The sequence below is a fragment of the Streptomyces sp. NPDC093600 genome, assembly GCF_044764755.1.
Classification (GTDB): Bacteria; Actinomycetota; Actinomycetes; order Streptomycetales; family Streptomycetaceae; genus Streptomyces.
In genome coordinates this window covers 45,622-70,498 of record NZ_JBIWIU010000013.1, presented here as the reverse complement: position 1 = coordinate 70,498, position 24,877 = coordinate 45,622, and the positions used below count along the sequence as shown (strand labels likewise).

26 protein-coding genes are annotated in these 24,877 nt (G+C 71.0%); 8 read left to right on the top strand and 18 right to left on the bottom strand.

The window, feature by feature from the left end; translation table 11 throughout:
• Positions 1–100: 100 nt before the first annotated feature.
• Positions 101–1,360 carry an SAV2148 family HEPN domain-containing protein gene (locus tag ACIRB4_RS27030; protein WP_403294789.1) on the top strand — a complete coding sequence of 420 codons (1,260 nt, stop codon included), beginning with the start codon at positions 101–103 and terminating at the stop codon, positions 1,358–1,360.
• Between the two features lie 78 nt (positions 1,361–1,438).
• Entirely contained in the window at positions 1,439–2,161 is a 723-nt protein-coding gene (locus ACIRB4_RS27025; RefSeq protein WP_403294788.1) for a 3'-5' exonuclease, read from the top strand.
• 2 nt (positions 2,162–2,163) lie between these two features.
• Here the strand turns inward: ACIRB4_RS27025 and ACIRB4_RS27020 are convergent, their stop codons facing one another.
• Both ACIRB4_RS27020 and ACIRB4_RS27015 read right to left on the bottom strand, forming a co-directional pair.
• The gene (locus ACIRB4_RS27020; protein ID WP_403294787.1) at positions 2,164–2,994 is read right to left on the bottom strand and encodes an alpha/beta fold hydrolase; all 831 of its coding nucleotides are present in this window, start codon (positions 2,992–2,994) and stop codon (positions 2,164–2,166) included.
• Positions 2,995–3,040: 46 nt separating this feature from the next.
• Positions 3,041–3,904 carry a phosphotransferase enzyme family protein gene (locus ACIRB4_RS27015; RefSeq protein WP_403294786.1) on the bottom strand — a complete coding sequence of 288 codons (864 nt, stop codon included), beginning with the start codon at positions 3,902–3,904 and terminating at the stop codon, positions 3,041–3,043.
• 214 nt (positions 3,905–4,118) lie between these two features.
• On the opposite strand from ACIRB4_RS27015, the gene ACIRB4_RS27010 reads away from it, so the two are divergent.
• The 6 genes from ACIRB4_RS27010 to ACIRB4_RS26985 all read left to right on the top strand — a co-directional run bounded on the left by ACIRB4_RS27010 (position 4,119) and on the right by ACIRB4_RS26985 (position 10,483).
• Positions 4,119–5,048: a carbohydrate ABC transporter permease gene (locus tag ACIRB4_RS27010; RefSeq protein WP_403294785.1), complete on the top strand. Its 930-nt coding sequence runs from the start codon at positions 4,119–4,121 to the stop codon at positions 5,046–5,048.
• Positions 5,045–5,887: a carbohydrate ABC transporter permease gene (locus ACIRB4_RS27005; protein WP_403294784.1), complete on the top strand. Its 843-nt coding sequence runs from the start codon at positions 5,045–5,047 to the stop codon at positions 5,885–5,887. The genes ACIRB4_RS27010 and ACIRB4_RS27005 overlap by 4 nt, the downstream gene beginning before the upstream one ends.
• A complete protein-coding gene (locus tag ACIRB4_RS27000; protein ID WP_403294783.1) occupies positions 5,887–7,185 on the top strand; it encodes an ABC transporter substrate-binding protein in 1,299 nt (432 codons plus the stop codon). The genes ACIRB4_RS27005 and ACIRB4_RS27000 overlap by 1 nt, the downstream gene beginning before the upstream one ends.
• 52 nt (positions 7,186–7,237) lie before the next feature.
• Positions 7,238–8,431 carry a macrolide-inactivating glycosyltransferase gene (gene mgt / locus ACIRB4_RS26995; protein WP_403294782.1) on the top strand — a complete coding sequence of 398 codons (1,194 nt, stop codon included), beginning with the start codon at positions 7,238–7,240 and terminating at the stop codon, positions 8,429–8,431.
• Between the two features lie 222 nt (positions 8,432–8,653).
• On the top strand, positions 8,654–9,856 hold the full coding sequence (locus ACIRB4_RS26990) for a S8 family serine peptidase (RefSeq protein ID WP_403294781.1): 1,203 nt from the start codon (positions 8,654–8,656) through the stop codon (positions 9,854–9,856).
• 72 nt (positions 9,857–9,928) lie between these two features.
• Positions 9,929–10,483, top strand: coding sequence for a DUF1697 domain-containing protein (locus tag ACIRB4_RS26985; RefSeq protein WP_403294780.1), 555 nt, complete (start codon positions 9,929–9,931; stop codon positions 10,481–10,483).
• Between the two features lie 21 nt (positions 10,484–10,504).
• On the opposite strand, the gene ACIRB4_RS26980 is transcribed toward ACIRB4_RS26985, so the two are convergent.
• From ACIRB4_RS26980 to ACIRB4_RS26905, 16 genes are all read right to left on the bottom strand, one after another.
• Positions 10,505–11,242 carry a sirohydrochlorin chelatase gene (locus ACIRB4_RS26980; RefSeq protein WP_403294779.1) on the bottom strand — a complete coding sequence of 246 codons (738 nt, stop codon included), beginning with the start codon at positions 11,240–11,242 and terminating at the stop codon, positions 10,505–10,507.
• 8 nt (positions 11,243–11,250) lie between these two features.
• The gene (locus ACIRB4_RS26975) at positions 11,251–12,129 is read right to left on the bottom strand and encodes an ABC transporter permease (protein WP_403294778.1); all 879 of its coding nucleotides are present in this window, start codon (positions 12,127–12,129) and stop codon (positions 11,251–11,253) included.
• Positions 12,116–12,910, bottom strand: a complete 795-nt coding sequence (locus ACIRB4_RS26970; RefSeq protein ID WP_403294777.1) for an ABC transporter ATP-binding protein — start codon at positions 12,908–12,910, stop codon at positions 12,116–12,118. The genes ACIRB4_RS26975 and ACIRB4_RS26970 overlap by 14 nt, the downstream gene beginning before the upstream one ends.
• A 36-nt stretch (positions 12,911–12,946) precedes the next feature.
• The gene (locus ACIRB4_RS26965) at positions 12,947–14,053 is read right to left on the bottom strand and encodes an aliphatic sulfonate ABC transporter substrate-binding protein (protein WP_403294776.1); all 1,107 of its coding nucleotides are present in this window, start codon (positions 14,051–14,053) and stop codon (positions 12,947–12,949) included.
• A 200-nt stretch (positions 14,054–14,253) separates the two neighbouring features.
• On the bottom strand, positions 14,254–15,612 hold the full coding sequence (locus ACIRB4_RS26960) for a sulfate adenylyltransferase subunit 1 (RefSeq protein WP_403294775.1): 1,359 nt from the start codon (positions 15,610–15,612) through the stop codon (positions 14,254–14,256).
• A 2-nt stretch (positions 15,613–15,614) separates the two neighbouring features.
• Positions 15,615–16,550, bottom strand: a complete 936-nt coding sequence (gene cysD, locus ACIRB4_RS26955; RefSeq protein ID WP_403294774.1) for a sulfate adenylyltransferase subunit CysD — start codon at positions 16,548–16,550, stop codon at positions 15,615–15,617.
• On the bottom strand, positions 16,547–17,113 hold the full coding sequence (cysC, locus tag ACIRB4_RS26950) for an adenylyl-sulfate kinase (protein WP_403294773.1): 567 nt from the start codon (positions 17,111–17,113) through the stop codon (positions 16,547–16,549). The genes cysD and cysC overlap by 4 nt, the downstream gene beginning before the upstream one ends.
• The gene (locus ACIRB4_RS26945) at positions 17,113–17,823 is read right to left on the bottom strand and encodes a phosphoadenylyl-sulfate reductase (RefSeq protein ID WP_403294772.1); all 711 of its coding nucleotides are present in this window, start codon (positions 17,821–17,823) and stop codon (positions 17,113–17,115) included. Before ACIRB4_RS26945 ends, cysC begins: the two co-directional genes overlap by 1 nt.
• Entirely contained in the window at positions 17,820–17,999 is a 180-nt protein-coding gene (locus ACIRB4_RS26940; RefSeq protein ID WP_403294771.1) for a hypothetical protein, read from the bottom strand. Before ACIRB4_RS26940 ends, ACIRB4_RS26945 begins: the two co-directional genes overlap by 4 nt.
• Positions 17,996–19,693 (bottom strand): nitrite/sulfite reductase, encoded by a 1,698-nt coding sequence (locus ACIRB4_RS26935; protein WP_403294770.1) that lies wholly within the window; start codon positions 19,691–19,693, stop codon positions 17,996–17,998. The genes ACIRB4_RS26940 and ACIRB4_RS26935 overlap by 4 nt, the downstream gene beginning before the upstream one ends.
• A 125-nt stretch (positions 19,694–19,818) precedes the next feature.
• The gene (locus tag ACIRB4_RS26930; protein ID WP_329125294.1) at positions 19,819–19,902 is read right to left on the bottom strand and encodes a putative leader peptide; all 84 of its coding nucleotides are present in this window, start codon (positions 19,900–19,902) and stop codon (positions 19,819–19,821) included.
• A gap of 136 nt (positions 19,903–20,038) precedes the next feature.
• Positions 20,039–20,608 (bottom strand): GNAT family N-acetyltransferase, encoded by a 570-nt coding sequence (locus ACIRB4_RS26925; protein WP_403294769.1) that lies wholly within the window; start codon positions 20,606–20,608, stop codon positions 20,039–20,041.
• Between the two features lie 210 nt (positions 20,609–20,818).
• On the bottom strand, positions 20,819–21,841 hold the full coding sequence (locus tag ACIRB4_RS26920) for a LacI family DNA-binding transcriptional regulator (protein WP_403294768.1): 1,023 nt from the start codon (positions 21,839–21,841) through the stop codon (positions 20,819–20,821).
• 31 nt (positions 21,842–21,872) lie between these two features.
• A complete protein-coding gene (locus tag ACIRB4_RS26915) occupies positions 21,873–22,667 on the bottom strand; it encodes an ATP-binding cassette domain-containing protein (protein WP_403294766.1) in 795 nt (264 codons plus the stop codon).
• Complete coding sequence (locus tag ACIRB4_RS26910) at positions 22,664–23,677, bottom strand: ABC transporter permease (RefSeq protein ID WP_403294765.1); 1,014 nt, start codon at positions 23,675–23,677, stop codon at positions 22,664–22,666. Before ACIRB4_RS26910 ends, ACIRB4_RS26915 begins: the two co-directional genes overlap by 4 nt.
• Positions 23,678–23,729: 52 nt before the next feature.
• A complete protein-coding gene (locus ACIRB4_RS26905) occupies positions 23,730–24,746 on the bottom strand; it encodes a sugar ABC transporter substrate-binding protein (RefSeq protein ID WP_403294764.1) in 1,017 nt (338 codons plus the stop codon).
• Positions 24,747–24,877 lie beyond the last annotated feature (131 nt).

Genomic DNA, 24,877 nt, shown 5'->3' with positions numbered 1-24,877 from the left:
CCTGCCGATCCTGCTGCACCGCCTCCCGCTCCCGGAGTACCCTTCCTTGATCTTGTCGGACTGGTCAGACGGGCGTCCAGGAGCAGAAGGCGGTGCGCGGGTGAGCTCGGGAGGTCTGGAGCTGCCCCCAGGTGACACGGGTCACGAGGGGAGCTCCCCCGAACCCGGTGAGGTGCCGCCCGGAGCGGTCTCCGTCGCCAGGCCGATGGAGATCGGGGCGGAGCTCGACTGGGGCGCCGACGCCTGGAGCGAGGTGCGCACCCGGGCCCAGCGGGCCGGGCGGGCCTACATTTGGCTGAATCTCGTCGAGCAGCGGCTGCGGGCCGTGGTGGCGGCGGTCCTGCGGCCCGTCTACGAGCCGGTGCACGGCGAGGACTGGGTGGTGGCCGCCGCCGGTCCGGCCGGGCAGGAGTGGGTGCAGCGGGCCGTCGCGGTCCGGGAGGTCTCGCGGCGCAAGGGGTATCTCCTCGACCCGGCCGACGACAACGTTCTCAGCTTCCTGACGCTGCCGCAGCTGCGGGAGCTGATGGTGCAGCACTGGCCGTGCTTCGAGCCGTACTTCGACGACCGGCGCGAGGTGGAACTCGCCCTTGACGAACTGGAGGTGACGCGCAATGTCGTCTCCCGCAACCGGGCCCTGTCGCTGACCGTGCTCGCCCAGTCCGAACGGGCCTCCGCGCGGCTCCTGGAGATCCTCGGGACCGGGGCGGGGGTGCCGTCGGCCGACCGGCTGCCGGTCGACGCCGTCGAGGACCTCGTCGGCGACCGGTACGCCGATGTGGTCTCCGTCCACCCCGACCGGGTCAGGCTCCAGCGGCAGCTGCCGGCCGAGAACCTCTTCGGCGGGGCCCGGCGCCTCGACGCCACCGGCATAGGCCTGAATCTCCTGGTGCAGAACTTCTCCGGGCGGCGGCTCGTCCGGCTGGCCGAGTCGGGCTGCCGGATACGGCTCCTCTTCCTCAACCCGGCCAGCAGCGCCGTCAAGCGGCGCGAGCGGGAACTCGGCCTGAAGAAGGGCGAGCTGAGCCGCTCGGTGGAGATGAACATCCTTCATATGCGGCGGGTCCGCTCCAAGCTGCGCGACCCGGGCGCCTTTCAGATCCACGTCTTCGACGAGACGCCGCGCTTCACCGCCTACCTCGTCGACGGCGACGGGCCGGACGGCGTCGGCGTCGTCCAGTCGTATCTGCGACGGGCGCGGGGGATGGAGGCGCCGGTCCTCGTGCTGCGCGGGGGCGGGCGGAACGTGGTGCGCTCGGGCCGGCAATCCGGGGACAACGGGGTTGGCGAACACGGACTTTTCGAGACATACAGGGAGGAGTTCGAGTCGGTGTGGCTCGACTCCCGGCCGGTCTCATGAGGTTCTCGCGGACGGCGTTGTCAGTGGCGCGTGCGAGGGTGTTCAGCACCACGGGGGAGATCACGTAAGGAGGACCCGATGGCTTGGCACGGGGAAGAGCTGGTCGGCTTCGACCTGGAGACGACGGGCACCGAACCACTGGAGGCCCGGATCGTGACGGCCTCGGTCGTCGGCGTCCACGACGGCCGGGTGGTACGGCAGCGCGACTGGCTCGCCGACCCCGGGATCCGCATCCCGGCGCAGGCGTCCGCGATCCACGGCATCAGCAGCGAGCGGGCGGCGGCCGAGGGGCGGCCGGTGCGCGAGGTCGCCGACGAGATCGCCGACACACTGACCGGCTATTGGTCCCAGGGCGTGCCGGTCGTGGCGTACAACGCGGCCTTCGACCTGACCCTGCTCTCCGCCGAACTGCGCCGACACGGCCTTCCCTCGCTGAGCGAACGGCTCGGCGGCGCCGCCACGGGCCCGGTCATCGACCCGTACACCATCGACCGGGCCGTCGACCGCTACCGCCGGGGGAAGCGGACGCTCGAAGCGGTCTGCGGCGAGTACGGCGTGGTCCTCGATGCGGCCCACCAGGCGGCCGCCGACGCCCTGGCCGCCGTGCGGGTGGCCGTCGCGATAGCGGGGCGGTATCCGTCGGTCGCCGTGCTGAGCCCGGACGAGCTGCACGCACGTCAGATCGGCTGGTACCGCGACTGGGCCGAGGATTTCCAGGGCTTCCTGCGCCGCAAGGGCAGCCCGGACGCGGTCGTCGATCCGTCCTGGCCGCTGCGGGAGGCCGTGGTCGTGGCGGGCTGAGATCAGCCGATGGGGTTCTCCGCCAGGAAGTCCAGAAGCAGCGCGTTGACGCGCTCCGGCCGGTCCAGCGGGAGCCAGTGCCCGGCGTCCTCGACGCGTTCGTAGCGCCAGGTGCCGTCCACGTGCTTGGCGGTGCCGGTCATCGACTGCTCGGTGAGGAAGCGGTCGCCGGTGCTCCACACGCCCATCACCGGACCCGGAAGCGGGGGCAGCGGGAGTGCGGGGCCGAACTGGACCTCGGCCGGGAGGCCGGCGCGGTAGATGTTCAGGGCGGCGGTGAGCGCGCCCGGTGCGCGCAGCGGCGCGAGGACGGTCTCGGCGTCCGGGTGCTCGCCCAGCATGTCCCGGAAGTTGGCGAACCCGTCCCGCGACAGCCACTCCTCGGCGAGCCCCGCCACCTGGAACAGGATCATGTACCAGGACCGCTGCTTCTGCTCCCATCCCGCGTCGCGGATGGCGGCCAGATGACCCACCGACAGGAGGCTGAGCGAGGCGAGCCGCCCGGGCGCGGTCTGGGCGAGGGCCTGGACGATGCCCGAGCCCCAGTCGTGGCCGACCAGATGGACGCGGCCGGTCTCCAGACGGTCGAGCAGTTCGAGGAGATCGCCCACGTGCTTCGCCGGGTGGTACGCCTCCGGGCCGCCGTCGGGCCGGTCCGAGGCGCCGAAGCCCCGCAGGGTCGGAGCGACGCACCGGTACCCGGCGGCGGTCAGGGCCGGAACCTGGTGGCGCCAGAGGTGGTGGCTGTCGGGGAAGCCGTGCACCAGGAGTACGGCCGGGCCGTCGCCGCTCACCTCGACGTCCAGCGTCACCTCGGTCAGTTCCACCCGCATCGCAACACCCCGTCGCCGACAGCCGTTTCAGGTCCCCGTCATGATGTCAGAACGGATACCAGCGCACCTCGGGGTCGCCGTCCCGCAGCGAGGCGACCCGCCGCTTGAACTCGGCCAGGGCCTTGGGGTTCGTCGGCGCGTGCTGGGCCACCCAGGCGCAGCTCGCGGTCTCCCGGGCCCCGCGCAGCACCGCGCACCCCTCCCACTCCCGGACGTCCCAGCCGTACGCCTCGGTGAACGCGTCGTACGCGGCCGGGTCGAGCCCGTACCGGTCGCGGGAGAGGGCGAGCACCACGAGGTCGTGCTCGCGCAGGTCGGAGGAGAAGGTCTCCAGGTCGACCACGACCGGACCGTCCGGGCCGACATGGACGTTGCGGGGCAGCGCGTCACCGTGGATCGGGCCGAAAGGGAGGTGAGGGGTGAGCGCGGCCGCCGCAGGCGCGAAGGCGTCGCGCCGCTCGCGCAGGAACGCCGCGTCGGCCGGGTCGATGGCGTCGCCCGCGAGCCGCAGCCAGCGCTCGACGCCGCCGAGCAGTTCACGGCGGGGGAGCGTGAAAGAGGCGGGCTCGTCCAGGGCGTGGATCCGGCGGAGCAGCGGGGCCAGGTCGCGCGGTTCGGCGGGACGCACGGCCTCGGGCAGCCGGTGCCAGAGGGTGACCGGATGGCCCTCCACCAGACGCGGCTTCGGCTCGGCCGCCCGTACCGCCGGTACGCCGGCGTCGGCGAGCCAGTCGGCGAGCGCCAGCTCCCGCTCGGCGCGGGCCAGCAGCTCCGCGTCCCGGCCGATCTTGATCACGAGATCGCCGGTCGCGAAGACCGCGTTCTCACCGAGCGCGAGCAGCGGCGCCTCCGGCTCCCGGGCCGGCAACTCCGCGGCGGCCAGGATCTCCCGTGCCCGCGCCTCGTCCATACGTCTCTCCGTCTCCGACCGATGGGCTCCCGCCGATGAGGTCGCCCGATGAGGTCCGACCGATGGGTCCGCCCGATGTGCCTGTGGGAATCAGCCAAAGTCTCGCATCCGCGCAGGTGGCCTTGACGAACCGACGGCTCGTCAGGACCATGACGGAGGCCAGTGCACCGTTGCATAAGCCGCACAAGCGGCATAAGGGGTCGAGCCTGTGGGTGTGGTGACCGCGACGAAGCGGTCCGGTGGACCAGCGACCGCCGGCAAGGAGCCCGCTCGCGGGAGGAGCCACGGTGCCTGGTTCCTCGTGCTGCCCGCGCTGATCCCGATCCTGATCCTCAGCGTCGGCCCCCTCCTCTACGGCATCGCGCTCGCCTTCACCGACGCCCAGTCGGGCCGCACTCAGGCGACGAGGTGGGTGGGCACCCTCAACTTCCAGGACCTGCTGCACGACACCCTCTTCTGGGACTCGTTCCGGATCGGGCTGCTCTGGGCCGTCGGCGTCACCGTCCCGCAGTTCCTGCTCGCCCTCGGTCTGGCGCTGCTGCTCAACCAGAACCTCCGCTTCCGCTGGCTGGCCAGGGCGCTCGCGATCATCCCGTGGGCGATGCCCGAGGTCGTCGTCGGCATCATGTGGCGGCTGGTCTACAACCCCGACGCGGGCATCCTCAACGAGACCGTCCGGGACCTGGGCCTCGGTGACGGACGCGACTGGCTCACCGGGCTCGCGACCGCGCTGCCCGCCGTCATCGTCGTCGGCATCTGGGCGGGCATGCCGCAGACCACGGTCGCCCTGCTCGCCGGGCTCCAGAACACCCCGCACGAACTCCACGAGGCGGCCGCCCTCGACGGCGCGGGCGCCTGGCGCCGCTTCCGTACCGTCACCTGGCCCGCACTCAAGCCCGTCGCCCTCGCCATCACCGCCCTCAACTTCATCTGGAACTTCAACTCCTTCGCCCTGGTCTACGTCCTGACCAACGGCGGACCCGGCGGCCGCACCCGGCTGCCCATGCTCTTCGCCTACGAAGAGGCCTTCCGCTACGGGCAGTTCGGCTACGCCGCCGCGATGGGCTGTGTGATGGTCGCCGTCATCTCCGTGCTCCTCGCCCTCTATCTCGTCGGACGGCTGAAGGGGGACCAGGACCGGTGAGCACGCTCCGCACCCGCGGGCCCGCGCGGATCGGCCAGTACGTCGCGCTCCTCGCGTATCTGGTCTTCCTCGCCTTCCCTTTCCTCTGGCTGATCTCCACCGCCTTCAAGCCCGCCCCCGAGCTGGGCTCGCTCCACCCCACCTGGATCCCGGACGACCCGACGCTCGCCAACTTCCGGCAGGCCTTCGACGAACAGCCGCTGCTCCGCGCCGCCGGGAACAGCCTGGTCGCCGCCGTCTGCGCGGCCCTGATCGCCGTCGCCATCGCCACACCCATGGCCTATGTGATGGCCCGCCACCGCGGCCGGCTCGCCACCGCGGCCACCGGCTGGGTCGTGGTCAGCCAGGCGTTCCCCTTCGTGCTGGTGATCATTCCGCTCTTCCTCGTCCTGAAGAACCTGCATCTGATCAACAGCCTCTTCGGCCTGATCATGGTGTACGTCGTCTGGTCGCTGCCGTTCGCGCTGTGGATGCTCACGGGGTACGTCCGGGCCGTACCGGCCGAGCTGGAGGAGGCCGCGGCCGTCGACGGCGCCGGCAGGCTCCGTACGCTCGTCTCGGTCACCGCGCCGCTGCTCGTCCCCGGCATCGTCGCCACCGCGCTCTTCGCCTTCATCACCGCGTGGAACGAGTTCTTCTTCGCGCTCGTCCTGCTCAAGACCCCGGAGAAGCAGACCTTGCCGGTCGTCCTCACCCACTTCCTCGGCGCGGAGGGCGTCGCCGACCTCGGCCCGCTGGCCGCGGCGGCCTTCCTCGCCACCCTCCCCTCGCTCGTCATCTTCGCGATCATCCAGAAACGGATCACCGGCGGCATGCTGACCGGGGCGGTGAAGTCCTGATGCGGGTACGGATGTTCACCGCCGCGGCCGCCGCGCTCGCCCTGCTGCTGACCGGCTGCGCCTCGGACGGGGACGGCCCGGACGATGGGAAGATCCGGCTCCGCTTCCAGTCGCTTGCCTGGCAGCAGGAGTCGGTCGCCGCCAACAAGGAGCTGGTGGCCGAGTGGAACGCCGCCCACCCCGACATCCAGGTCGACTACGTCCAGGGCAGCTGGGACTCCGTCCACGACCAGCTCCTGACCTCCTTCGAGGGCGGGGAGGCGCCGGACATCATCCACGACGCCTCCGACGACCTGGCCGACTTCGCCTACGGCGGCTATCTCGCCGATCTCACCGACCTCCTGCCCGAGCGGCTGCGCGCCGACATCCCGGCGCACAGCTGGGAGACGACCACCTTCGGGGACGGGATCTACGGCGTGCCGTTCCTCCAGGAGCCGCGCCTGATCATGGCGAACAAGAAGATCCTGGAGTCCTCCGGTGTCCGGATCCCGACCCCCGACCGGCCCTGGAGCTGGGAGGAGTTCCGCCAGGTGACCAAGGAGCTGACGGAGACGATGGGTGAGGGGAGGTACGCGATCGCCTGGCCGCTGAAGGAACCGGTCTCCGTCAGCCTCAACCTGGGCCTCTCGGCGGGGGGACAGCTCTTTCACCGGGGCGAGGACGGCAAGGTCACCATCCGCTTCGGCGAGGCGGACGGCGTCGTCCCCGGCACCATCCACGACCAGGTCAACACCGACCACAGCGCCTCGCGTTCCACGCTCGGCACGGGCGGCTCGGACGCCCTGCCGGGCTTCTTCGGGGGCAAGTACGCGATGGTCCCGCTGGGCTTCTCGTACCGGCAGCAGATCGTCCAGCAGGCGCCGAAAGGCTTCGAGTGGATCGTGCTGCCCGCGCCGGCCGGGAAGGACGGTCTCGCACAGGGCGTCAGCCCGCAGACGCTCTCCCTCGCCGAGGACAGCCCGTACAAGAAGGAGGCGGCGCGCTTCCTCGACTTCTTCCTCCAGCCGCGGAACATGGTCCGCCTCGCGCGGGGCGACTGGATGCTGCCGACCGGTACGGCGGCGCTCGCCGATCCCTCCCTGCGCACCCCGAAGGACGGCTGGGCCACCGGAGCGGCGGTGGCGCGCCAGCTGCGCTCCGCTCCGGCGCAGTCGGTGCGGGGCTACGCCGAGTGGAAGGACAAGGTGGCGACCCCCGCCTTCCAGGAGTACTACAGCGGGGCGATCGACGCCGTCGAGCTGCGGCGGCGCCTGGTGGAGGACGGCAATCTCGTGCTCGCCCGATACCAGCGGAGCTGAGCCGGGTCGAATAAGAGTGGACGAGACGTCTCGTCTTGCTTAGGGTGGGGTCATGACCGCCACCCCACGCGCCCATATCGCCATGTTCTCCATCGCCGCATACGGCCATGTGAACCCGAGCCTGGAGGTGATCCGCGAGCTCGTAGCCCGCGGGCACCGCGTCAGTTACGCGATCCCCGCCTCCTTCGCCGAGAAGGTCGCCGCCACCGGGGCCACCCCCGTCGTCTACACCTCCACGCTTCCGACGGACGACGACCCGGAGGCGTGGGGCACCGAACTGATCGACAACATCGAGCCGTTCCTGAACGACGCGATCCAGGCGCTGCCGCAGCTCGCCGAGGCGTTCGCCGCCGACCGGCCGGATCTCGTCCTGCACGACATCACCGCGTATCCCGCGCCGGTCCTCGCCCACCGGTGGGGCGTGCCCGCCGTCGGGCTCTGGCCGAATCTCGTTCCCTGGGAGGGGTACGAGGAGGAGGTCGCCGAGCCCATGTTCGCCGAGCTCAAGGCGTCCGAGCGGGGCAAGGCCTACTACGCGCGCTTCGAGTCCTGGCTCGCCGAACACGGTGTCGACACCCACCCCGACCGGCTCATCTCCCGACCGCGCCGGGCGCTCGTGCTCATCCCGGAAGCGCTCCAGCCGCACGCCGACCGGGTCGACACCTCCGTCTTCACCTTCGTCGGTGCCTGCCAGGGCGAGCGGGCGGACCAGGGGGAGTGGCGGCGGCCCGCCGGCGCCGACAAGGTCGTCCTCGTCTCCCTCGGCTCGGCCTTCACCAAGCAGCCGGACTTCTACCGCGCGTGCGCCGAGGCGTTCGCGGACCTTCCCGACTGGCATGTCGTGCTGCAGATCGGCAAGTTCGTCGACCCGGCCGACCTCGGCGAACTGCCCTCCAACGTGGAAGTGCACTCCTGGGTGCCGCAGTTGGCCATCCTGAAGCAGGCGGACGCGTTCATCACCCACGCCGGGGCCGGGGGCAGCCAGGAGGGACTGGCCACCGCGACGCCGATGGTCGCGGTCCCGCAGGCCGTCGACCAGTTCGGCAACGCCGACATGCTCCAGTCCCTGGGGGTGGCCCGGCACCTGCCGATGGAGGAGGCGACGGCGGACCGGCTGCGCGAGGCCGTGCTCGCCCTCGTCGAAGACCCCCAAGTCGCCCTGCGGGCACGGAAGATCCGAGCGGAAATGGCGCGCGAAGGAGGGACACGCCGCGCGGCGGATCTGATCGAGTCCGAACTCGCCTAGCGGCACAGCGGCGAAGGCCCCCGGCAACCCGGGGGCCTTTTTCGTGGCCCGAGTTGAGAGGGGATGACCGCTTTATTATTAAGAAACCTTGCTGAATAAGTCACAGCTGTGTGAAGGCCTTGATTTGCACTCGTCAATCGGTCAGGGTTTCGAACCAGCTACCGGAGATCTTCCTTCGCGTAGCCCAACCCCCCACAAATCCTGACGAGGAGTCCCCTCTTCATGGCAACACACAAGCGTGTCCGCAGGACGAAGCTCATCACCGTCGCCACCGCGATCGCGGCTGCGACCGGCGTCACCGTCCTCACCTCCCCGTTCGCCGGCGCGGCCCCCACGCCCGCCGAGGGAACGGTCTTCGGGCTCGGCGCCGAAGGTGCGGTCGCCGGAAGCTACATCGTTCTGCTGGACGAGAAGGCCGACAAGGGCGGCCTGGCCGAGGAGTACGGCGGCACCCTGCGCCGCAGCTACGACTCCGCCGTCAACGGCTTCTCGGTCAACGGCCTTTCGGAGACCGAGGCCAAGCGCCTCGCCGCCGACCCCGCCGTCGCCAAGGTCGTCCAGAACAAGAAGTTCTCCATCAACGCCACCCAGACCGACCCGCCGTCCTGGGGTCTGGACCGGGTCGACCAGACCGAAACCGCCGGGGACGCGAAGTACACCTACCCCGACAGCGCCGGCGAGGGCGTCACCGCGTACGTCATCGACACCGGAGTCCGCGTCAGCCACAAGGACTTCGGCGGCCGCGCCACCGACGGCTTCGACGCCATCGACAACGACCAGATCGCCCAGGACGGCAACGGCCACGGCACCCATGTGGCCGGCACCATCGCCGGGTCCACCTACGGCGTCGCCAAGAAGGCCAAGATCGTCGCCGTCCGCGTCCTCGACGACAACGGCTCCGGCACCACCGAGCAGGTCATCGCCGGCATCGACTGGGTCACCCAGAACCACCAGGGCCCCTCCGTCGCCAACATGAGCCTCGGCGGCGGCGCCGACCCGGCGCTCGACGAGGCCGTCAAGAAGGCCATCGCCTCGGGCGTCACCTTCGGCGTCGCGGCAGGCAACGAGTCCTCCGACGCCGGCGCCGGCTCCCCCTCCCGCGTCCAGGAGGCGATCACCGTCGCCTCCTCGACCAAGGACGACGAGCAGTCCGGCTTCTCCAACTTCGGCGCCGTCGTGGACCTCTACGCCCCGGGCTCGGACATCACCTCCACCTGGAACGACAGCGACAGCGGCACGAAGACCATCTCCGGCACCTCCATGGCCACCCCGCACGTGGTCGGCGCCGCCGCCGTCTACCTCGCCGGGCACCCCGGCGCCACCCCGGACCAGGTCGCCCAGGCGCTGGTCGGCGGAGCCACCGCGGACAAGATCAGCAACCCCGCCCAGGGCACCGCCAACAAGCTGCTCAAGATCGTCGAGTAGCCCACCGGCCCCCTGACCGGCGGCCACCGCGCCCTCCCCCACGGGGCGCGGCGGCCGTCCTATCGTGTGACCATGACGACGACGTACGCCGCCCTGCTGCGCGGGATCAATGTGAGCGGTCACCGCAAAGTGCCCATGGCGCAGCTCCGTTCACTCCTCGAAGAGCTCGGGCACCGCGAGGTCCGCACCTATCTGCAGAGCGGGAACGCCGTCTTCACCACCGACGCCGACGACCTGAGCGAGGAGCAGCTCACCGAGGCCGTCGAGGACGCCATCGAGAAGCGGTTCGGCTTCCGCGTCGACTGCCTCGTCCGCAGCGGGGAGTACCTCGCCGCCGTCGCCGACGCCTGCCCGTTCCCCGCCGCCGAACTCGAAGGCCGACAGCTCCACGTCACGTACTACTCCGAGCCCGTCGGACCCGAGAGGTTCGCCGCGATCGACCAGGCCGCCTTCCTGCCCGAGGAGTTCCGGCTCGGCGACCGCGCCCTCTACCTCTACGCGCCCGACGGCCTCGGCCGCTCGAAACTGGCCGAAGCGCTCTCCCGGCCCTCCCTGCTCAAGGGTGTCGTCGCCACGACGCGCAACTGGAACACCGTGGCCAAGCTGGTGGAGATGACCCGGCATTGACCCGACGGCGCGACGCGTGCCTCAGCCGGCCGCCACCAGCGCCGTGTCGATCCGCGCCTCGTCGTACCGCTCGACCATCAGGCGGGCCAGCTCCGGCGAGGGGCCGAGGACGTCCGCCAGGACATCGGCCCGCGCCGCGCCCGCCGCGATCCGGTCGGGGAGCCGGCCAGGGGCGATGACGTAGGGGGCCACCGCGACCCGGCGCACGCCGTCGGCGCGCAGGGCGCGGACCGCGTCCTCGGTCCGGGGAAGGGATGCGGAGGCGAACGCAGGTCGCACGGAGCACCAACCGGTGCGCCGCAGCTCCCGCGCTGTCTCGGCGATCGCTGCGATCGCCTCCGGGTCGGAGGAGCCCGCCGAGGCCAGGACGACCCCGGTCGCGCTCTTGTCGGCGGGGCCGAGCCCCGCCTCGTACAGCCGCCGCTCCACCGCCGACACCAGCAGCGGCGACGGGCCGAGGACCTCCGCCTGCCGGATCCGCAGCGAGGCGGGGGCCTGCCGCAGCACGGCGGGGATGTCGGCCTTCGCGTGGAAGGCCCGGGTCAGCAGCAGCGGCAGCGCCACCACGTCCCTTATCCCCTCGGCGGCCAGGCCCTCCAGGGCCCCCGTCACCGAGGGGAGGTTGAAGTCGAGAAACGCCGTCTCCACGCGCAGCCCCGGCCGCAGCGACCGGGCGCGCCGCACCAGCGCGTGCACGGTCGCGGCGTGCCGCGGATCGCGGCTGCCGTGGGCGACGACGAGAAGGACCGGACGGTTCATGATCGCGCTCAGCTCCTCGCCAGCAGACCGCGGCCGCGCAGCACCGCGCGCTCCAGCGGGCTGAAGATCAGCAGGTCGATGGCGATGCCCACGATGAGGATGAGGATGATGGCGAGGAAGATCCCCGGCATGTCGATGTTGTTGCGGCCGTTCTCCAGCAACTGGCCGAGGCCGAGACCCAGTTCCGGGGAGGAGGCGATGATCTCGGCGGCCATCAGGGAGCGCCAGGAGAACGCCCAGCCCTGCTTCAGACCGGCCAGATAGCCCGGCAGCGCGGCCGGCATCACGATGTGCCAGGCACCCCGGAGCCCGGTCGCGCCCAGCGTGCGGCCGGCCCGCAGGAACAGCGGCGGCACCTGGTCGACACCGGCCACCAGACCGTTGGCGATCGAGGGGACCGCGCCGAGCAGGATCACCGTGTACATCATCTGGTCGTTGAGGCCGATCCAGAGCACGGCCGGAGCCACCCAGGCCACCGAGGGCAGCGACTGCAGACCCGACAGGATCGGACCGATCGCCGCCCGGACGAACCTCACCCGCGCGACGAGCAGACCCAGCGGCGTACCGATCGCCAGCGCCATCAGGAAGCCGAGCAGCGCCCGGGACACGCTGGTCCACAGGACGCCGAAGAGCGTCCCCTCCAGCCACATGGTGGTCACGCTGTCCCAGACCGCGGACGGCGCGGGCAGCTTGTACGCGTCTGTGACCTCGGCCGACACCAGGAGCTGCCAGACCGCCAGGACCAGCACCACGGCCGTGACCGGCGGCAGCACCTTCTTCAGCAGAACCTCGCGGACGGGCGTACGGTCCACCCGCACCGCGTCGAGCGCGTCGAGGCCCGCCTCCAGACCGGCCAGATCGTCGGTCCTCATCTCAGTGCTGGCCATGACGGCGGATCTCCCCACGCAGTTCTTCGGTGATCTCGACGGACAGTTCCGCCACGGCCGCGTCCTCGATACGACGCGGCTGCGGGATGTCGATGGCCCACTCCCGGGCGATCCGGCCGGGGCGGGACGACAGCAGCACCACCCGCTCGGCGAGCCGCACGGCCTCGCGCACGTTGTGGGTGACGAAGAGGACCGACAGCCTGGTCTCCCGCCAGATCCGGGTCAGCTCGTCGTGCAGCACGTCCCGGGTGATCGCGTCGAGCGCCGCGAACGGCTCGTCCATCAGCAGCAGATCACTGTCCTGGGCGAGCGCCCTGGCCAGCGCCACCCGCTGACGCATACCGCCGGACAGCTCGTGCACCCGCTTGCGGTACGAGCCGCCGAGCCGGACCAGTTCGAGCAGCCGCTCCGCCTCCGGACGCCGCTCGGACTTGGGGACCCCGCGCAGCCGCAGCGCCAGTTCGATGTTCTTGCCGGCGGTCAGCCAGGGGAACAGGGCGTGCTCCTGGAACATCAGGGCCGGCCGGCCGCCGGGGGTCTCGATCGACCCCGCGGACGGGCGGTCGAGCCCGGCGACCAGATTGAGCAGCGTGGACTTTCCGCAGCCGGAGGCACCCAGGAGGGTGACGAACTCGCCCGGGGCGACATCGAGCGAGATGTCGTCGAGGACGAGCTGCTGCCCGGCGGGGCCGCCGAAGGACTTCGAGACATGCTCGATCCGGGCGGCATGGGTCACCGCCACACGGTCCTCGGCCTTGGCGAGCGTCGCGGTCGTGGCCATGGTCGTCACCTCCTGGGAACTCGGCTGCTGCGGGGGTTACTTGACGCCGAGACCGGCGTCGGCGACCGCGGGCTGCCCCGTGGCCTTGAGGACCTTGTTCAGCGGTCCCAGGTCGTAGATGCCGCTCAGGTCGGGCTGCTTCAGCAGACCCGCCTTCACCGCGTGGTCCGCCTGCGCCTGGAGCGTGGCGGCAAGCGGGTCGTCGGTGAACCGGATCGACGGCCAGGCGGCGTCGATCACCTTGTCGCCGAGCGGCTTCCCGGAGAGCTCCTCAAGCTGGGCGTTGGCCGACGCCTTCGCCTTCTCCGGGTTGGCGTTGATCCACGCGTTGGTCTTCACCGAACCGCGCAGCACCGCCTCCACGACGTCCGGGTGCTCGGCGAGGAACTTCTGCGACACGATGATGTTCGTGATCACGAACTTCTTGCCGGGCCACAGGTCGGACTCGTCGAGCAGCACCTTCGCGCCCTCGGTGACCAGCTTCGAGGCGGTCGGCTCCGGCACCCAGGCACCGTCGATGGCACCGGACGCGTAGGCGTTCGGGGTCACCTTGTTGTCCGTGCGGACCACGGAGACGTCGCCCTTGCCGCTCTGGGCGTCGACCTTCCAGCCCTTCTCCGAGATCCAGTTGAGGAAGGCCACGTCCTGCGTGTTGCCGAGCTGCGGGGTGGCGATCTTCTTGCCCTTGACGTCGTCCAAAGTCTTGATCTTCGCCGGGTTCACGACCAGCTTCACACCGCCGGAGGCCGAGCCGCCGATGATGCGGAGGTTGTTCCCCTTGGACTTGACGTAGCCGTTGATCGCGGGGGAGGGGCCGATGAAGCCGATGTCGATCGAGCCGGCGTTGAGCGCCTCGATCTCCGAGGGACCGGCGTTGAAGGTCGACACCTCCAGCCGCGTTCCGCCCAGCTCCTTCTGGATGATGCCCTGCTCGTCGCCCACCAGGGCGGTGGCGTGGGTCAGGTTCGGGAAGTATCCGAGCCGGACCTGGTCGGCCGAGAGCTTCTCGCCCTGGGCGGCCACCTTCTTCTCGTCGTTCTTGGCCTGGGAGCCGTAGCCGCAGGAGGCGAGCGCGCCGATCAGCAGCGGCAGCGCCACGGCGGCGGCGAGTGAACGGCGCGGGGTGGTACGGGAGGCAGGCACGGAGGTGGTCCCCTCAGGGTCTTCGGACTCTTCTTCGGCTATGTCGGTCGGGGTGGAGCGGGTACAGCGGGCGGGCGCCGGGTACGCGGCGCATCGGCGTCAGCACGCACATCGCGCGACACCTCCCCGGCCCGCGCCGAGGGCGCCCGAACCCACCCGGCCGCCCTCCTTGGCGAAGGTGGCGTAGACGTTCCGGATCATCAGAAGTCCCAGCCCTCGTCGTCGGCGGCGTCCGCGACGGCCACGGCCTTGGCCGCGGCGAAGGCCTCGCCCGCCATGCCGGCGGCGAGCGTGGTGCCGTCCGCCGGGTCGATCAGCAGGAAGGAGCCGGTGCGGCGGGAGTCCGCGTACGCGTCGAGCGCGAGCGGCTCGGCGGTACGGACCTTCACCCGGCCGATGTCGTTGGCGACCAGCTGCCCCGGCTCGGGGTGCTGGGAGAGGTCGTCCAGCGTGAGCCGGGACGGGATCTCCTTGACGATCGCCTTGACCGTACGGGTGGTGTGCTTGAGGAGCACCCGCTGGCCGACGGTCAGCGGCTGGTCGGCCACATGGCAGACCGTCGCCTCGACGTCCTGGCTGGTCGCCGGGGCGTCACCGCTCGGCGCCAGCAGGTCGCCGCGCGAGATGTCGATGTCGTCGGCGAGGCGGATGGTGACCGATTGCGGGGCCCAGGCGATGTCCACCGACTCGCCCAGCGCGTCGATCGCCGTGATCGTGGAGGTCCGGCCCGAGGGCAGGACGGTGACCGGCTCGCCGACCCGGAAGGCCCCGGCCGCGATCTGCCCGGCGTAACCCCGGTAGTCGGGGTGCTCGGCCGTCTGCGGACGGATGACGTACTGCACCGGGAAGCGCGCGTGGCAGGCCGTCAGGTCATGGCTGACCGGCACGGTCTCCAGGTGCTCCAGGACGGTGGGGCCGCCGTACCAGTCCATGTTGGCGGACGGCTCCACGACGTTGTCACCGGCCAGCGCCGAGATCGGGATCGCGGTGATCTCCGGGACGCCGAGCTCGGAGGCGTACGTCGTGAACTCCTCGGCGATCGCGGCGAAGACGGGCTCGGCGTAGTCGACGAGGTCCATCTTGTTCACGGCCAGGACGACGTGCGGCACGCGCAGCAGCGCGGCGACGGCGGCGTGCCGGCGGGTCTGCTCGACGACGCCGTTGCGGGCGTCGACCAGGACCACGGCCAGCTCGGCGGTGGAGGCGCCGGTGACCATGTTCCGGGTGTACTGCACGTGCCCGGGGGTGTCGGCGAGGATGAACCGGCGGCGGGCGGTGGCGAAGTAGCGGTAGGCCACGTCGATGGTGATGCCCTGCTCGCGCTCGGCGCGCAGGCCGTCGGTCAGCAGCGCCAGGTCCGGCGCCTCCTGGCCGCGCTTGAGGGAGGCGGCCTCGACGGCCTCCAGCTGGTCGGTGAGGACCGACTTGGAGTCGTGGAGGAGCCGGCCCACCAGGGTGGACTTGCCGTCGTCGACGGAACCGGCGGTGGCGAAGCGCAGCAGGGTGGTCGCCGAGACGTCGGCGAACTGCTCGGTCGTGCTCGTGCTCGTGCTCGTCATGGCTAGAAGTACCCTTCGCGCTTGCGGTCTTCCATCGCGGCCTCGGACATCTTGTCGTCGGCGCGGGTCGCGCCCCGCTCGGTGAGACGGGAGGCGGCGATCTCGGCGATCACGGCGTCCAGCGTGGTCGCGTCGGAGTCGACGGCGCCCGTGCAGGACATGTCACCGACGGTGCGGTAGCGGATCATCCGCTTCTCGACCGTCTCGGTGTCCTTGGGGCCGCCCCACTCGCCGGCGGTCAGCCACATGCCGTTGCGGGCGAAGACCTCGCGCTCGTGGGCGAAGTAGATCTCCGGCAGCTCGATGCCCTCGCGGGCGATGTACTGCCAGACGTCCAGCTCGGTCCAGTTGGAGAGCGGGAAGACACGGACGTGCTCACCGGGGGCGTGCCGGCCGTTGTAGAGCTGCCACAGCTCCGGGCGCTGCCGGCGCGGGTCCCACTGGGAGAACTCGTCGCGCAGCGAGAACACCCGCTCCTTGGCGCGGGCCTTCTCCTCGTCGCGGCGCCCGCCGCCGAAGACGGCGTCGAAACGGTGCTGCTGGATCGCCTCGGTCAGCGGCACCGTCTGGAGCGGGTTGCGCGTCCCGTCGGGACGCTCCCGCAACTTCCCGGCGTCGATGTACTCCTGGACGGAGGCGACGTGCAGCCGCAGACCGTGCTTCTCCACCGTGCGGTCGCGGTACTCGATGACCTCGGGGAAGTTGTGCCCGGTGTCGACGTGCAGCAGCGTGAACGGCACCGGCGCCGGCGCGAACGCCTTCAGCGCCAGGTGCAGCATGACGATGGAGTCCTTGCCACCGGAGAAGAGGATCACCGGCCGCTCGAACTCGCCCGCCACCTCACGGAAGATGTGGACGGCCTCGGACTCGAGCGAGTCCAGGTGCGACAGCGCGAACGGGCTGTCGGTCGCTTCGTCGATGGTGACGGCGGTCGTCATGAGAGACCCCTCTCGGTGAGCAGCGCGTGGAGCTGTGCTGCCGACTCCTGCACGGTCTGGTTCTGGGACTCGATCCGCAGATCGGGGTTCCGCGGCTCGTCGTACGGGTCGTCGACCCCGGTCAGTCCGCTGATCTCGCCCGCGGCCTGCTTGGCGTACAGCCCCTTCACATCGCGTACGGAGCACACGTCCACCGGAGTGGCGACGTGCACCTCGATGTAGGGGGTGCCCTCGGACTGGTGCCGCTTGCGGACCGCCTCGCGGCTGTCCTCGTACGGAGCGATGACCGGGACCAGGACCTTCACGCCGTTCGACGCCAGCAGCTCGGCGACGAAGCCGATCCGCTGCACGTTGGTGTGCCGGTCCTCGCGGGTGAAGCCGAGGCCCGCGGAGAGGAACTCGCGGATCTCGTCGCCGTCGAGCACCTCGACGCGGTGGCCCTCGCCGCGCAGGCGGCCGGCCAGCTCGTACGCGATGGTCGTCTTGCCGGCGCTCGGCAGGCCCGTGAGCCAGATGGTGGCACCGGTCACGTGGTTCTCCTGGGAAGTCTCGATGGTGGTCATCAGCCGTGCAGCCCGCATTCCGTCTTGGCGCGCCCCGCCCAGCGGCCGGCGCGGGCGTCCTCGCCCTCCACGACCCGGCGGGTGCAGGGGGCGCAGCCGACGGAGGCGTAACCGTCCATCAGCAGCGGGTTGGTGAGCACGCCGTGCTCGGCGACGTAGGCGTCGACGTCGTCCTGGGTCCAGCGGGCGATGGGGGAGACCTTGACCTTCCGCCGCTTCTCGTCCCAGCCGACGACCGGGGTGTTCGCCCGGGTCGGGGACTCGTCGCGGCGCAGGCCGGTCGCCCACGCGCGGTAGGCGGTCAGGCCCTCCTCCAGCGGCTTGACCTTGCGCAGCGCGCAGCACAGGTCGGGGTCGCGGTCGTGCAGCCTCGGGCCGTGCTCCGCGTCCTGCTCGGCGACGGTCTGCCGCGGCGTCAGGGTGATGACGTTGACGTCCATCACCGCGTCGACCGCGTCGCGGGTGCCGATGGTCTCGGGGAAGTGGTAGCCGGTGTCGAGGAAGACGACGTCCACGCCCGGCATGGCGCGGGAGGCGAGGTGGGCGACGACCGCGTCCTCCATGGAGGAGGTGACGCAGAACTGCCTGCCGAAGGTGCCGGCCGCCCACTGGAGGATCTCCAGCGCGGAGGCGTCCTCCAGGTCGCGCCCCGCCTGCTCGGCGAGCGCCTTGAGGTCGGTGGACTCGGTGATGGTGTGAGCGGTCGTCATATCTCTTCCCCTCCAGTGGAGTTGCTCGAAGTGCCCGGGGCGAGGAGCCCCAGGAACTTCAGCTGGAAGGCTCGACCGCATGCCCGGCATTCCCAGGCGCCGTGACCCTGCTCGTTCGGAAACAGGTCCTCGTCGCCGCAGTACGGGCAGTAGAAGGGCGCCGCACGCTCGCTCATGACAGGGCCTCTTCCGAGGCCCGCGCAGCCCAGGTGGCGAAGCGCTCGCCGTCCTCGCGCTCCTCCTGGAAGCGCTTGAGGACCCGCTCGACGTAGTCCGGCAGCTCGGCCGAGGTGACCTTCAGGCCACGGACCTTGCGGCCGAAGCCGGCCTCCAGGCCGAGCGCGCCGCCCAGGTGGACCTGGTAGCCCTCGACCCGGTTGCCGTCGTCGTCCAGGACCAGCTGGCCCTTGAGACCGATGTCCGCCACCTGGATACGGGCGCAGGCGTTCGGGCAGCCGTTGATGTTGATGGTGATCGGCTCGTCGAACTCCGGGATGCGGCGCTCGAGTTCGTCGATCAGCGAGGCACCGCGCGCCTTGGTCTCGACGATCGCCAGCTTGCAGAACTCGATACCGGTGCAGGCCATCGTGCCGCGCCGGAACGGCGAGGGGCTGACCCGCAGATCCATCGCCTCAAGGGCGGAGACGAGGGACTCGACCTGCGCCTCCTCGATGTCGAGGACGATCATCTTCTGCTCGGCGGTGGTACGGACCCGGCCCGAACCGTGCGCCTCGGCGATCTCGGCGATCTTGGTGAGCGCGGCGCCGTCGACCCGGCCGACGCGCGGCGCGAAACCGACGTAGAACCGGCCGTCCTTCTGCCGGTGCACGCCGACGTGGTCGCGCCACTGGCCGGCGGGCTGCTCGGGAGCCGGGCCGTCGGTCAGCTTGCGCTTGAGGTACTCGTCCTCCAGGACCTGGCGGAACTTCTCCGGGCCCCAGTCGGCGACCAGGAACTTCAGGCGGGCGCGGGTGCGCAGCCGGCGGTAGCCGTAGTCGCGGAAGATCGAGATGACGCCTTCGTAGACGTCCGGGACCTCGTCGAGCGAGACCCAGGTGCCCAGACGGACGCCCAGCTTGGGGTTGGTGGACAGGCCGCCGCCGACCCAGACGTCGAAGCCGGGGCCGTGCTCCGGGTGGTTGACGCCGACGAAGGCGATGTCGTTGATCTCGTGCGCCACGTCGAGCAGCGGCGAGCCGGAGACCGCGGACTTGAACTTGCGGGGCAGGTTGGAGAAGTCCTTGTTGCCCACGATCCGGCGGTGGATCTCGTCGATGGCGGAGGTGCCGTCGATGATCTCGTCCTCGGCGATCCCGGCGACCGGCGAGCCGAGGATGACACGCGGGGTGTCGCCACAGGCCTCGGTCGTGGACAGGCCGACCGCCTCCAGGCGGTTCCAGATCTCCGGGACGTCCTCGATGCGGATCCAGTGGTACTGGACGTTCTGCCGGTCCGTGATGTCGGCCGTGCCCCGGGCGAACTCCTGCGAGATCTCGCCGATGACCCGGAGCTGCTGCGTCGTCAGCCGGCCGCCGTCGATGCGGACCCGGAGCATGAAGTACTCGTCGTCCAGCTCCTCCGGCTCCAGGACACCGGTCTTGGTGCCGTCCAGACCCTGCTTGCGCTGGGTGTAGAGGCCCCACCAGCGCATGCGGCCGCGCAGGTCGTTGGGGTCGATGGAGTCGAATCCACGCTTCGAGTAGATCGTCTCAATACGTGTCCGCACATTGAGACCGTCGTCGTCCTTCTTGAACTGCTCATTGCCGTTCAGCGGGGTGAAGTGCCCCACGGCCCACTGACCCTCGCCACGGTGGCGCCCGGCCTTGCGGCGGGCGGCGACGGGAGTGGGGTTTTCCGGGGTGGCGGCCATGGCGATTCGTCCTTCGGGACTGCGGGAGGGCGGCTCTGACCTGCACACTCGCGCTCAGGTCAGAGGGTGGCGCGTTGGTGCGCAGCAGGGTCGGGCAGAAGATGTTCGCGGCGGAGCTGGTTCTCTCAGCGCACCGGACACATGGCGCTGGACATGCGGCCGAGGTCGACGTGCCGCCGACTCACCAAGGCAATTCCAGTTCCAGACATGACGGAAGCGTGTCACGGGACTTTGGACCCAGTCCAGCAATGTCCGGGATGTGGACATCACCGTCCCGCATCGCGAGACGGTGTGCCGTGGGTCACTTCGAAGGGGTGCCGCTCAGGGGCGGAGACGCGCTGGTGTTCAGGAGTGGGCGCCGGGCCAGGGGCCGGGCGTCGAGGTCTCCTCCACCTCTTCGACCTTGGTGTCGAAGAGCCGGAAGCCGCGCCGCTCGTAGTTGGCCATCGCGTGCGGCCCGTCCAGCGAGCAGGTGTGCAGCCACACCCGCCGGGTCGGCTCGCGGTCCGGCCAGCGCTCGGCCAGGTCCCAGGCGCGCCGCACGCCCTCCGTCAGCAGATGGCCGCCGATCCGGCGCCCCCGGAAGGCCGGGATGAGCCCGAAGTAGACGATCTCGACGACCCCGTCGGCCTGCGGATCCAGCTCCACGTACCCGGCCGGCGTCCCCCTCTCGTACGCCACCCAGATCTCGGCCCCCGGCCGCTCGACGAGCTCCTGCCACTCCTTGTACGACAGGCTCAGCCGGTCGTTCCAGTGGATGTCGCCGCCTACGGCCGTATAGAGGAAGCGGCTGAACTCGGCGGAGGGCACCTCAGCCCGCGCGATCGTGATGTCGTCGCCCTCGGGCGGGGTGGCGGGACGCAGATCGGAGGGCGAGGTCTGTTCGAGGGACCAGGTGGTGAGAGTGGTGCTCATAGGCCCATCGCATCATGCGGAGCGCGAGATCGGACAGGGGGTCCAGGTTGTGGGCAATCGTCCCGCATGGGGGACCCCATGACGAAGTCCTAGGGGGTGGTGGGCACAACCCACGGGGGCGGCGCCCCTTCAGGACCGTCCCGCCCGACCGGCGACCCGACCGTCCCGCCCGACCGACGACCCGACGAGGCCCCGTCCTCGCCGCGCCCGTCAGGCGGACGGAGGCCGGAGCTCTCCGCTGCCGCGTTCGATCAGGGTCACCGGGACCGTGCGCGTCACCGCGCGCGAGCGGTCGCCGCCGAGGCGGGCCAGGATCTGCTCCGCCGCCGCCCGGCCGACCGCCGCCGGGTCCTGGGCCACCACCGTCAGGCCCGGCTCCAGGACCGCCGCCAGCGGCAGGTCGTCGAAGCCGACCAGGGCGACCTCGCGCCGGCCCGCCTCGGCCAGGGCCGGCACGACCCCGAGCGAGGCGAAGTTGTTCGCGGCGAACACGGCGGTCGGCGGGTCGGGCAGCGCCAGCAGCCGCCGGACGGCGACCCCGGCGGCGTACGGGTCGTGCGCCGTGACGACCAGTGCGGGATCGTGGCGGATCCCGGCCGCCTCCAGCGCCGACCGGTACCCGCGCTGCCGCGTCTTGCGGGTGTAGAGGCCGGCCGGCCGGTCGCCGATGAAGGCGATGCGCCGGTGGCCGTGCGCGATCAGATGCGCCACGCCCCGCCGCGCGCCCTCCTCGTTCGCGCTCACCACCGCGTCCGCCGCGAGCCCCGTGCCCGGCCGGTCCACGAAGACCACCGGCAGCCCGCTCTCCCGCTCGCGGCGCAGGAAGCGGTGGTCGCTGCCGGCCGCGGGGACCACCAGCAGACCGCTGATCCGGCGGGCCAGGAACGTGGTGATGAGCGCGTGCTCCAGCGGCTCGCGCTCGGCCGACGACCCCATGAGGAGCGTCAGCCCCCGGTCCCGTACGACCTCCTCCACGCCGCCCGCGACCGTACCGAAGAACGGGTTGCCCATGTCCGGCACGACCAGGCCGACCGTCGAGTCACGGGCGCCCACCCGCATGTTGCGGGCCATGAGGTTGGGGCGGAACCCGAGCTCCTCGACGACCGCGAGCACCTTCGCCCGGGTCGCCGCCGAGACCGGCCCGTCCTCGTTGAGCACCCGTGACACGGTCTTCGGGGTCACCCCGACCCGCTCCGCCACATCGGCCAGGGTCGGCCGCCGGGTGCTCCCCATGGTCACCGCATCTCCGTCGTACGTCGTCGCCTCAGTCCTTGCCCGCCACGACCGTACCGCCGTTCGCGTCCTCCACCGTCAGAGCCCCGGTCATGATCGCCACGACATCCGACATCGAGTGGTCACCGGGCCGGATGCTCGCCACCCGGCGGCCCAGCCGCTGCACATGGATCCGGTCGGCGATCTCGAAGACATGCGGCATGTTGTGGCTGATCAGCACGGTCGGCAGACCCCGGTCCCGGACCCGCCGGATCATGTCCAGGACCTGACCCGACTCCTTCACCCCGAGCGCGGCCGTCGGCTCGTCCATCACCACCACGTGCCGCGCCCACGCCACGGCCCGCGCCACCGCGACGCCCTGCCGCTGGCCGCCGGAGAGCGTCTCCACGGCCTGGGTGAGGGAGCGAAGACCGATCTTCAGCTCCGCCATGTGCGCGGCGGACTCCTCGCGCATCCTCTTGTTGTCGAGCATCCGCAGCACCGACCCGAGCGGGCCGCGGCGCCGCACCTCGCGCCCCAGGAACATGTTGCTGGCGATGTCGAGCGAGGCCGCGACCGCCAGATCCTGGTAGACGGTCTCGATGCCGTGCCGGCGGGCGTCGATCGGATCGCGGAAGCGGACCGGCTCGCCGTCGAGCTCGATCGTGCCCTCGTCGGGCTGCAGCGCCCCGGTCAGCGCCTTGATCAGGCTGGACTTGCCGGCGCCGTTGTCCCCGATGACGGCGAGCACCTCGCCGGGCATGAGATCGAAGTCGGCGCCGTCGAGCGCGGTGACGTGGCCGTACCGCTTCACCAGGCCGCGGGCCTTGAGAACAGGGGTGGTCATCGGCGGGCCTTCCTGCGGGAGAACTGGTCGACGGTCACGGCGAGGATCACCAGACCGCCGGTGATCAGGGTCTGGTAGATCGAGCCGACGCCCATCAGTTGGAGGCCGTTGCGGAAGACGCCGACGATCAGCGCCCCGACGAGCGTGCCCAGTACGGCGCCACGGCCGCCGAACAGGCTCGTACCGCCGAGCACGACCGCGGTGATCGCGTCCAGGTTGTCGGTCTGGCCGGCCTTCGGGTCGCCGACACCGGTGCGCGAGACGAGCAGCAGGGCGGCGATGCCGTAGATCACCCCGGCGAGGGTGTAGATCCCGAGCTGGAGGCGGGTGGTGCGGATACCGGTGAGCCGGGCGACCTCGGGGCTGTTGCCGAGCGCGTAGGTGTGCTTGCCCCAGGCCGTCTGACCGAGCAGGAACGCGAAGCAGAGGAAGAGCGCGATGGTGAGCACCGAGCCGTACGTGATGTCGGTGCGGCCGAGCGGGAACGTCTCGCCCAACCCCGTGAGCAGGCCGGGGAGTTCGGTGATGGTCTGCTCTTCGGAGTAGATGTGGGTGAGCGCGAAGGCGACGTTCAGCATGCCGAGCGTCACGATGAACGGCGGCAGTTTCACGAAGGTGACGAGCGCGCCGTTGGCGAGCCCGAAGAGCGCGCAGACGCCGATGCCGGCGGCGACGGCGACCAGCGGCGGAAGGGTGCCCTCGGCGGCGAGCTTCGCCATGACGATCGTGCCGAAGGCCATCACGGCACCGCAGGAGAGATCGATGCCGGCGGTGAGGATGATCAGCGTCTGGCCCAGGGCGAGGGTACCGACGACCATCACCTGCTGGACGACGAGCGAGAGGTTCCCGCCGGAGAGGAACTGATCGCTCTGGAGGGAGAAGAAGACGCACGCGACGAGCAGCGCGACGAGCGGCCCGGCGGTGGGATGGGTGATCAGCCCGCGCGCGGTGGCGGAGCGCGATACGGACGGGGGCGCGGCGGTCGGAGGCGCGGTGGCGGTCGTGGTCAACGGTGCTCCTTGAGCGGGGGAGGGGAGGGCAGAAACGGGGCGGCGGCGGGGGTCAGCCCCAGCAGTTCTCCAGGCCGTACGCCGTGTCCTTGGCAGCAACCGCGGTGGCCGGCCGGTCGGTGATCAGCGTGACGCCCGTGTCGACGTAGCCGGACGCCTTCGTGCCGTCCTTGGCGTACGCGACGACCGCGTCGACGCCCTTGGCCGCCATCGCCAGCGGGTACTGCTGCGAAGTGGCGGCGATCCGCCCGGACTTGACCGCCTCCGTGCCCGTGCAGCCGCCGTCGACGGAGACGATCAGGACGTCCTTCTCGCGCCCCTTCGCCTTGAGCGCGGTGTACGCGCCCAGCGCGGCGGGCTCGTTGATCGTGTAGACGACGTTGACGTCCGGGGCCTTCTGCAGGCAGTTCTCCATGGCCGTCTGGCCCTTGGCCTGGTCACCGCCGGTGTCCTGGGAGCAGACGACGGCCGGGTCGCCCTCCTCGATGCCGTACCCCTTGAGGAAGCCGTCGTGCCGCAACTGCCCGACGGCCACCCCGGGTGCGAGGTCGAGGGTGGCGATCTTCGCGGGCTTGCCGGCCATCGCGGCCTTGGCGTACCGCCCGATCAGCTCGCCGGCCTTGAGGTTGTCGGTGGCGAAGAGCGCGTCGGCGGCGTCCCGCGGGTCCGTGGGGCTGTCGAGGGCGATGACGAGCACGCCCTTCCTCCGGGCCTGCTGGATCGCCGGGACGATCGCCTTGGAGTCGTTCGGGGTGATCAGGATGCCCTTGACGCCGGACGCCACCATGTTCTCGATCGCCGTCACCTGGCCCTCGTTGTCGCCGTCGAACCGGCCCGCCGCGGTGGAGAGTTCGGCGCCCGACTTCTTCGCCGCCTGCTCGGCGCCCTCCTTCATCTTCACGAAGAACGGGTTGGTGTCGGTCTTGGTGATCAGCCCGACCTTCACCGGGCCGCCGGTGCCGCCGGCCCCGGCGGAGCCCTGGGCGCCCTCGCCGCAGGCGGTGAGCAGCAGGGCCGCGGAGGTGAGGGTGGCGGCGAGGGGGAGGGCGGTGCGGAAAGAGCGCTTCATGGCGCGGCTCCTCGTGACTCGGGGACGACGGGGACGGACGTGTCGGCACTGACGACGGACGTGTCAGGAGTGACACGGAGACGACACGGCGCTGTCATCGTTGACTTATGTCAACGTTGACATCGACAGGA

Bases quoted from the DNA above. Each gene is read 5' to 3' on its own strand.
- ACIRB4_RS27025 (WP_403294788.1), top strand. From the start codon at position 1,439: ATGGCTTGGCACGGGGAAGAGCTGGTCGGCTTCGACCTGGAGACGACG.
- ACIRB4_RS27020 (WP_403294787.1), bottom strand. From the start codon at position 2,994: ATGCGGGTGGAACTGACCGAGGTGACGCTGGACGTCGAGGTGAGCGGC.
- ACIRB4_RS27015 (WP_403294786.1), bottom strand. From the start codon at position 3,904: ATGGACGAGGCGCGGGCACGGGAGATCCTGGCCGCCGCGGAGTTGCCG.
- ACIRB4_RS27000 (WP_403294783.1), top strand. From the start codon at position 5,887: ATGCGGGTACGGATGTTCACCGCCGCGGCCGCCGCGCTCGCCCTGCTG.
- mgt (WP_403294782.1), top strand. From the start codon at position 7,238: ATGACCGCCACCCCACGCGCCCATATCGCCATGTTCTCCATCGCCGCA.
- ACIRB4_RS26990 (WP_403294781.1), top strand. From the start codon at position 8,654: ATGGCAACACACAAGCGTGTCCGCAGGACGAAGCTCATCACCGTCGCC.
- ACIRB4_RS26985 (WP_403294780.1), top strand. From the start codon at position 9,929: ATGACGACGACGTACGCCGCCCTGCTGCGCGGGATCAATGTGAGCGGT.
- ACIRB4_RS26980 (WP_403294779.1), bottom strand. From the start codon at position 11,242: ATGAACCGTCCGGTCCTTCTCGTCGTCGCCCACGGCAGCCGCGATCCG.
- ACIRB4_RS26975 (WP_403294778.1), bottom strand. From the start codon at position 12,129: ATGGCCAGCACTGAGATGAGGACCGACGATCTGGCCGGTCTGGAGGCG.
- ACIRB4_RS26970 (WP_403294777.1), bottom strand. From the start codon at position 12,910: ATGGCCACGACCGCGACGCTCGCCAAGGCCGAGGACCGTGTGGCGGTG.
- ACIRB4_RS26960 (WP_403294775.1), bottom strand. From the start codon at position 15,612: ATGACGAGCACGAGCACGAGCACGACCGAGCAGTTCGCCGACGTCTCG.
- cysD (WP_403294774.1), bottom strand. From the start codon at position 16,550: ATGACGACCGCCGTCACCATCGACGAAGCGACCGACAGCCCGTTCGCG.
- cysC (WP_403294773.1), bottom strand. From the start codon at position 17,113: ATGACCACCATCGAGACTTCCCAGGAGAACCACGTGACCGGTGCCACC.
- ACIRB4_RS26945 (WP_403294772.1), bottom strand. From the start codon at position 17,823: ATGACGACCGCTCACACCATCACCGAGTCCACCGACCTCAAGGCGCTC.
- ACIRB4_RS26940 (WP_403294771.1), bottom strand. From the start codon at position 17,999: ATGAGCGAGCGTGCGGCGCCCTTCTACTGCCCGTACTGCGGCGACGAG.
- ACIRB4_RS26935 (WP_403294770.1), bottom strand. From the start codon at position 19,693: ATGGCCGCCACCCCGGAAAACCCCACTCCCGTCGCCGCCCGCCGCAAG.
- ACIRB4_RS26930 (WP_329125294.1), bottom strand. From the start codon at position 19,902: ATGTCTGGAACTGGAATTGCCTTGGTGAGTCGGCGGCACGTCGACCTC.
- ACIRB4_RS26925 (WP_403294769.1), bottom strand. From the start codon at position 20,608: ATGAGCACCACTCTCACCACCTGGTCCCTCGAACAGACCTCGCCCTCC.
- ACIRB4_RS26920 (WP_403294768.1), bottom strand. From the start codon at position 21,841: ATGGGGAGCACCCGGCGGCCGACCCTGGCCGATGTGGCGGAGCGGGTC.
- ACIRB4_RS26915 (WP_403294766.1), bottom strand. From the start codon at position 22,667: ATGACCACCCCTGTTCTCAAGGCCCGCGGCCTGGTGAAGCGGTACGGC.
- ACIRB4_RS26905 (WP_403294764.1), bottom strand. From the start codon at position 24,746: ATGAAGCGCTCTTTCCGCACCGCCCTCCCCCTCGCCGCCACCCTCACC.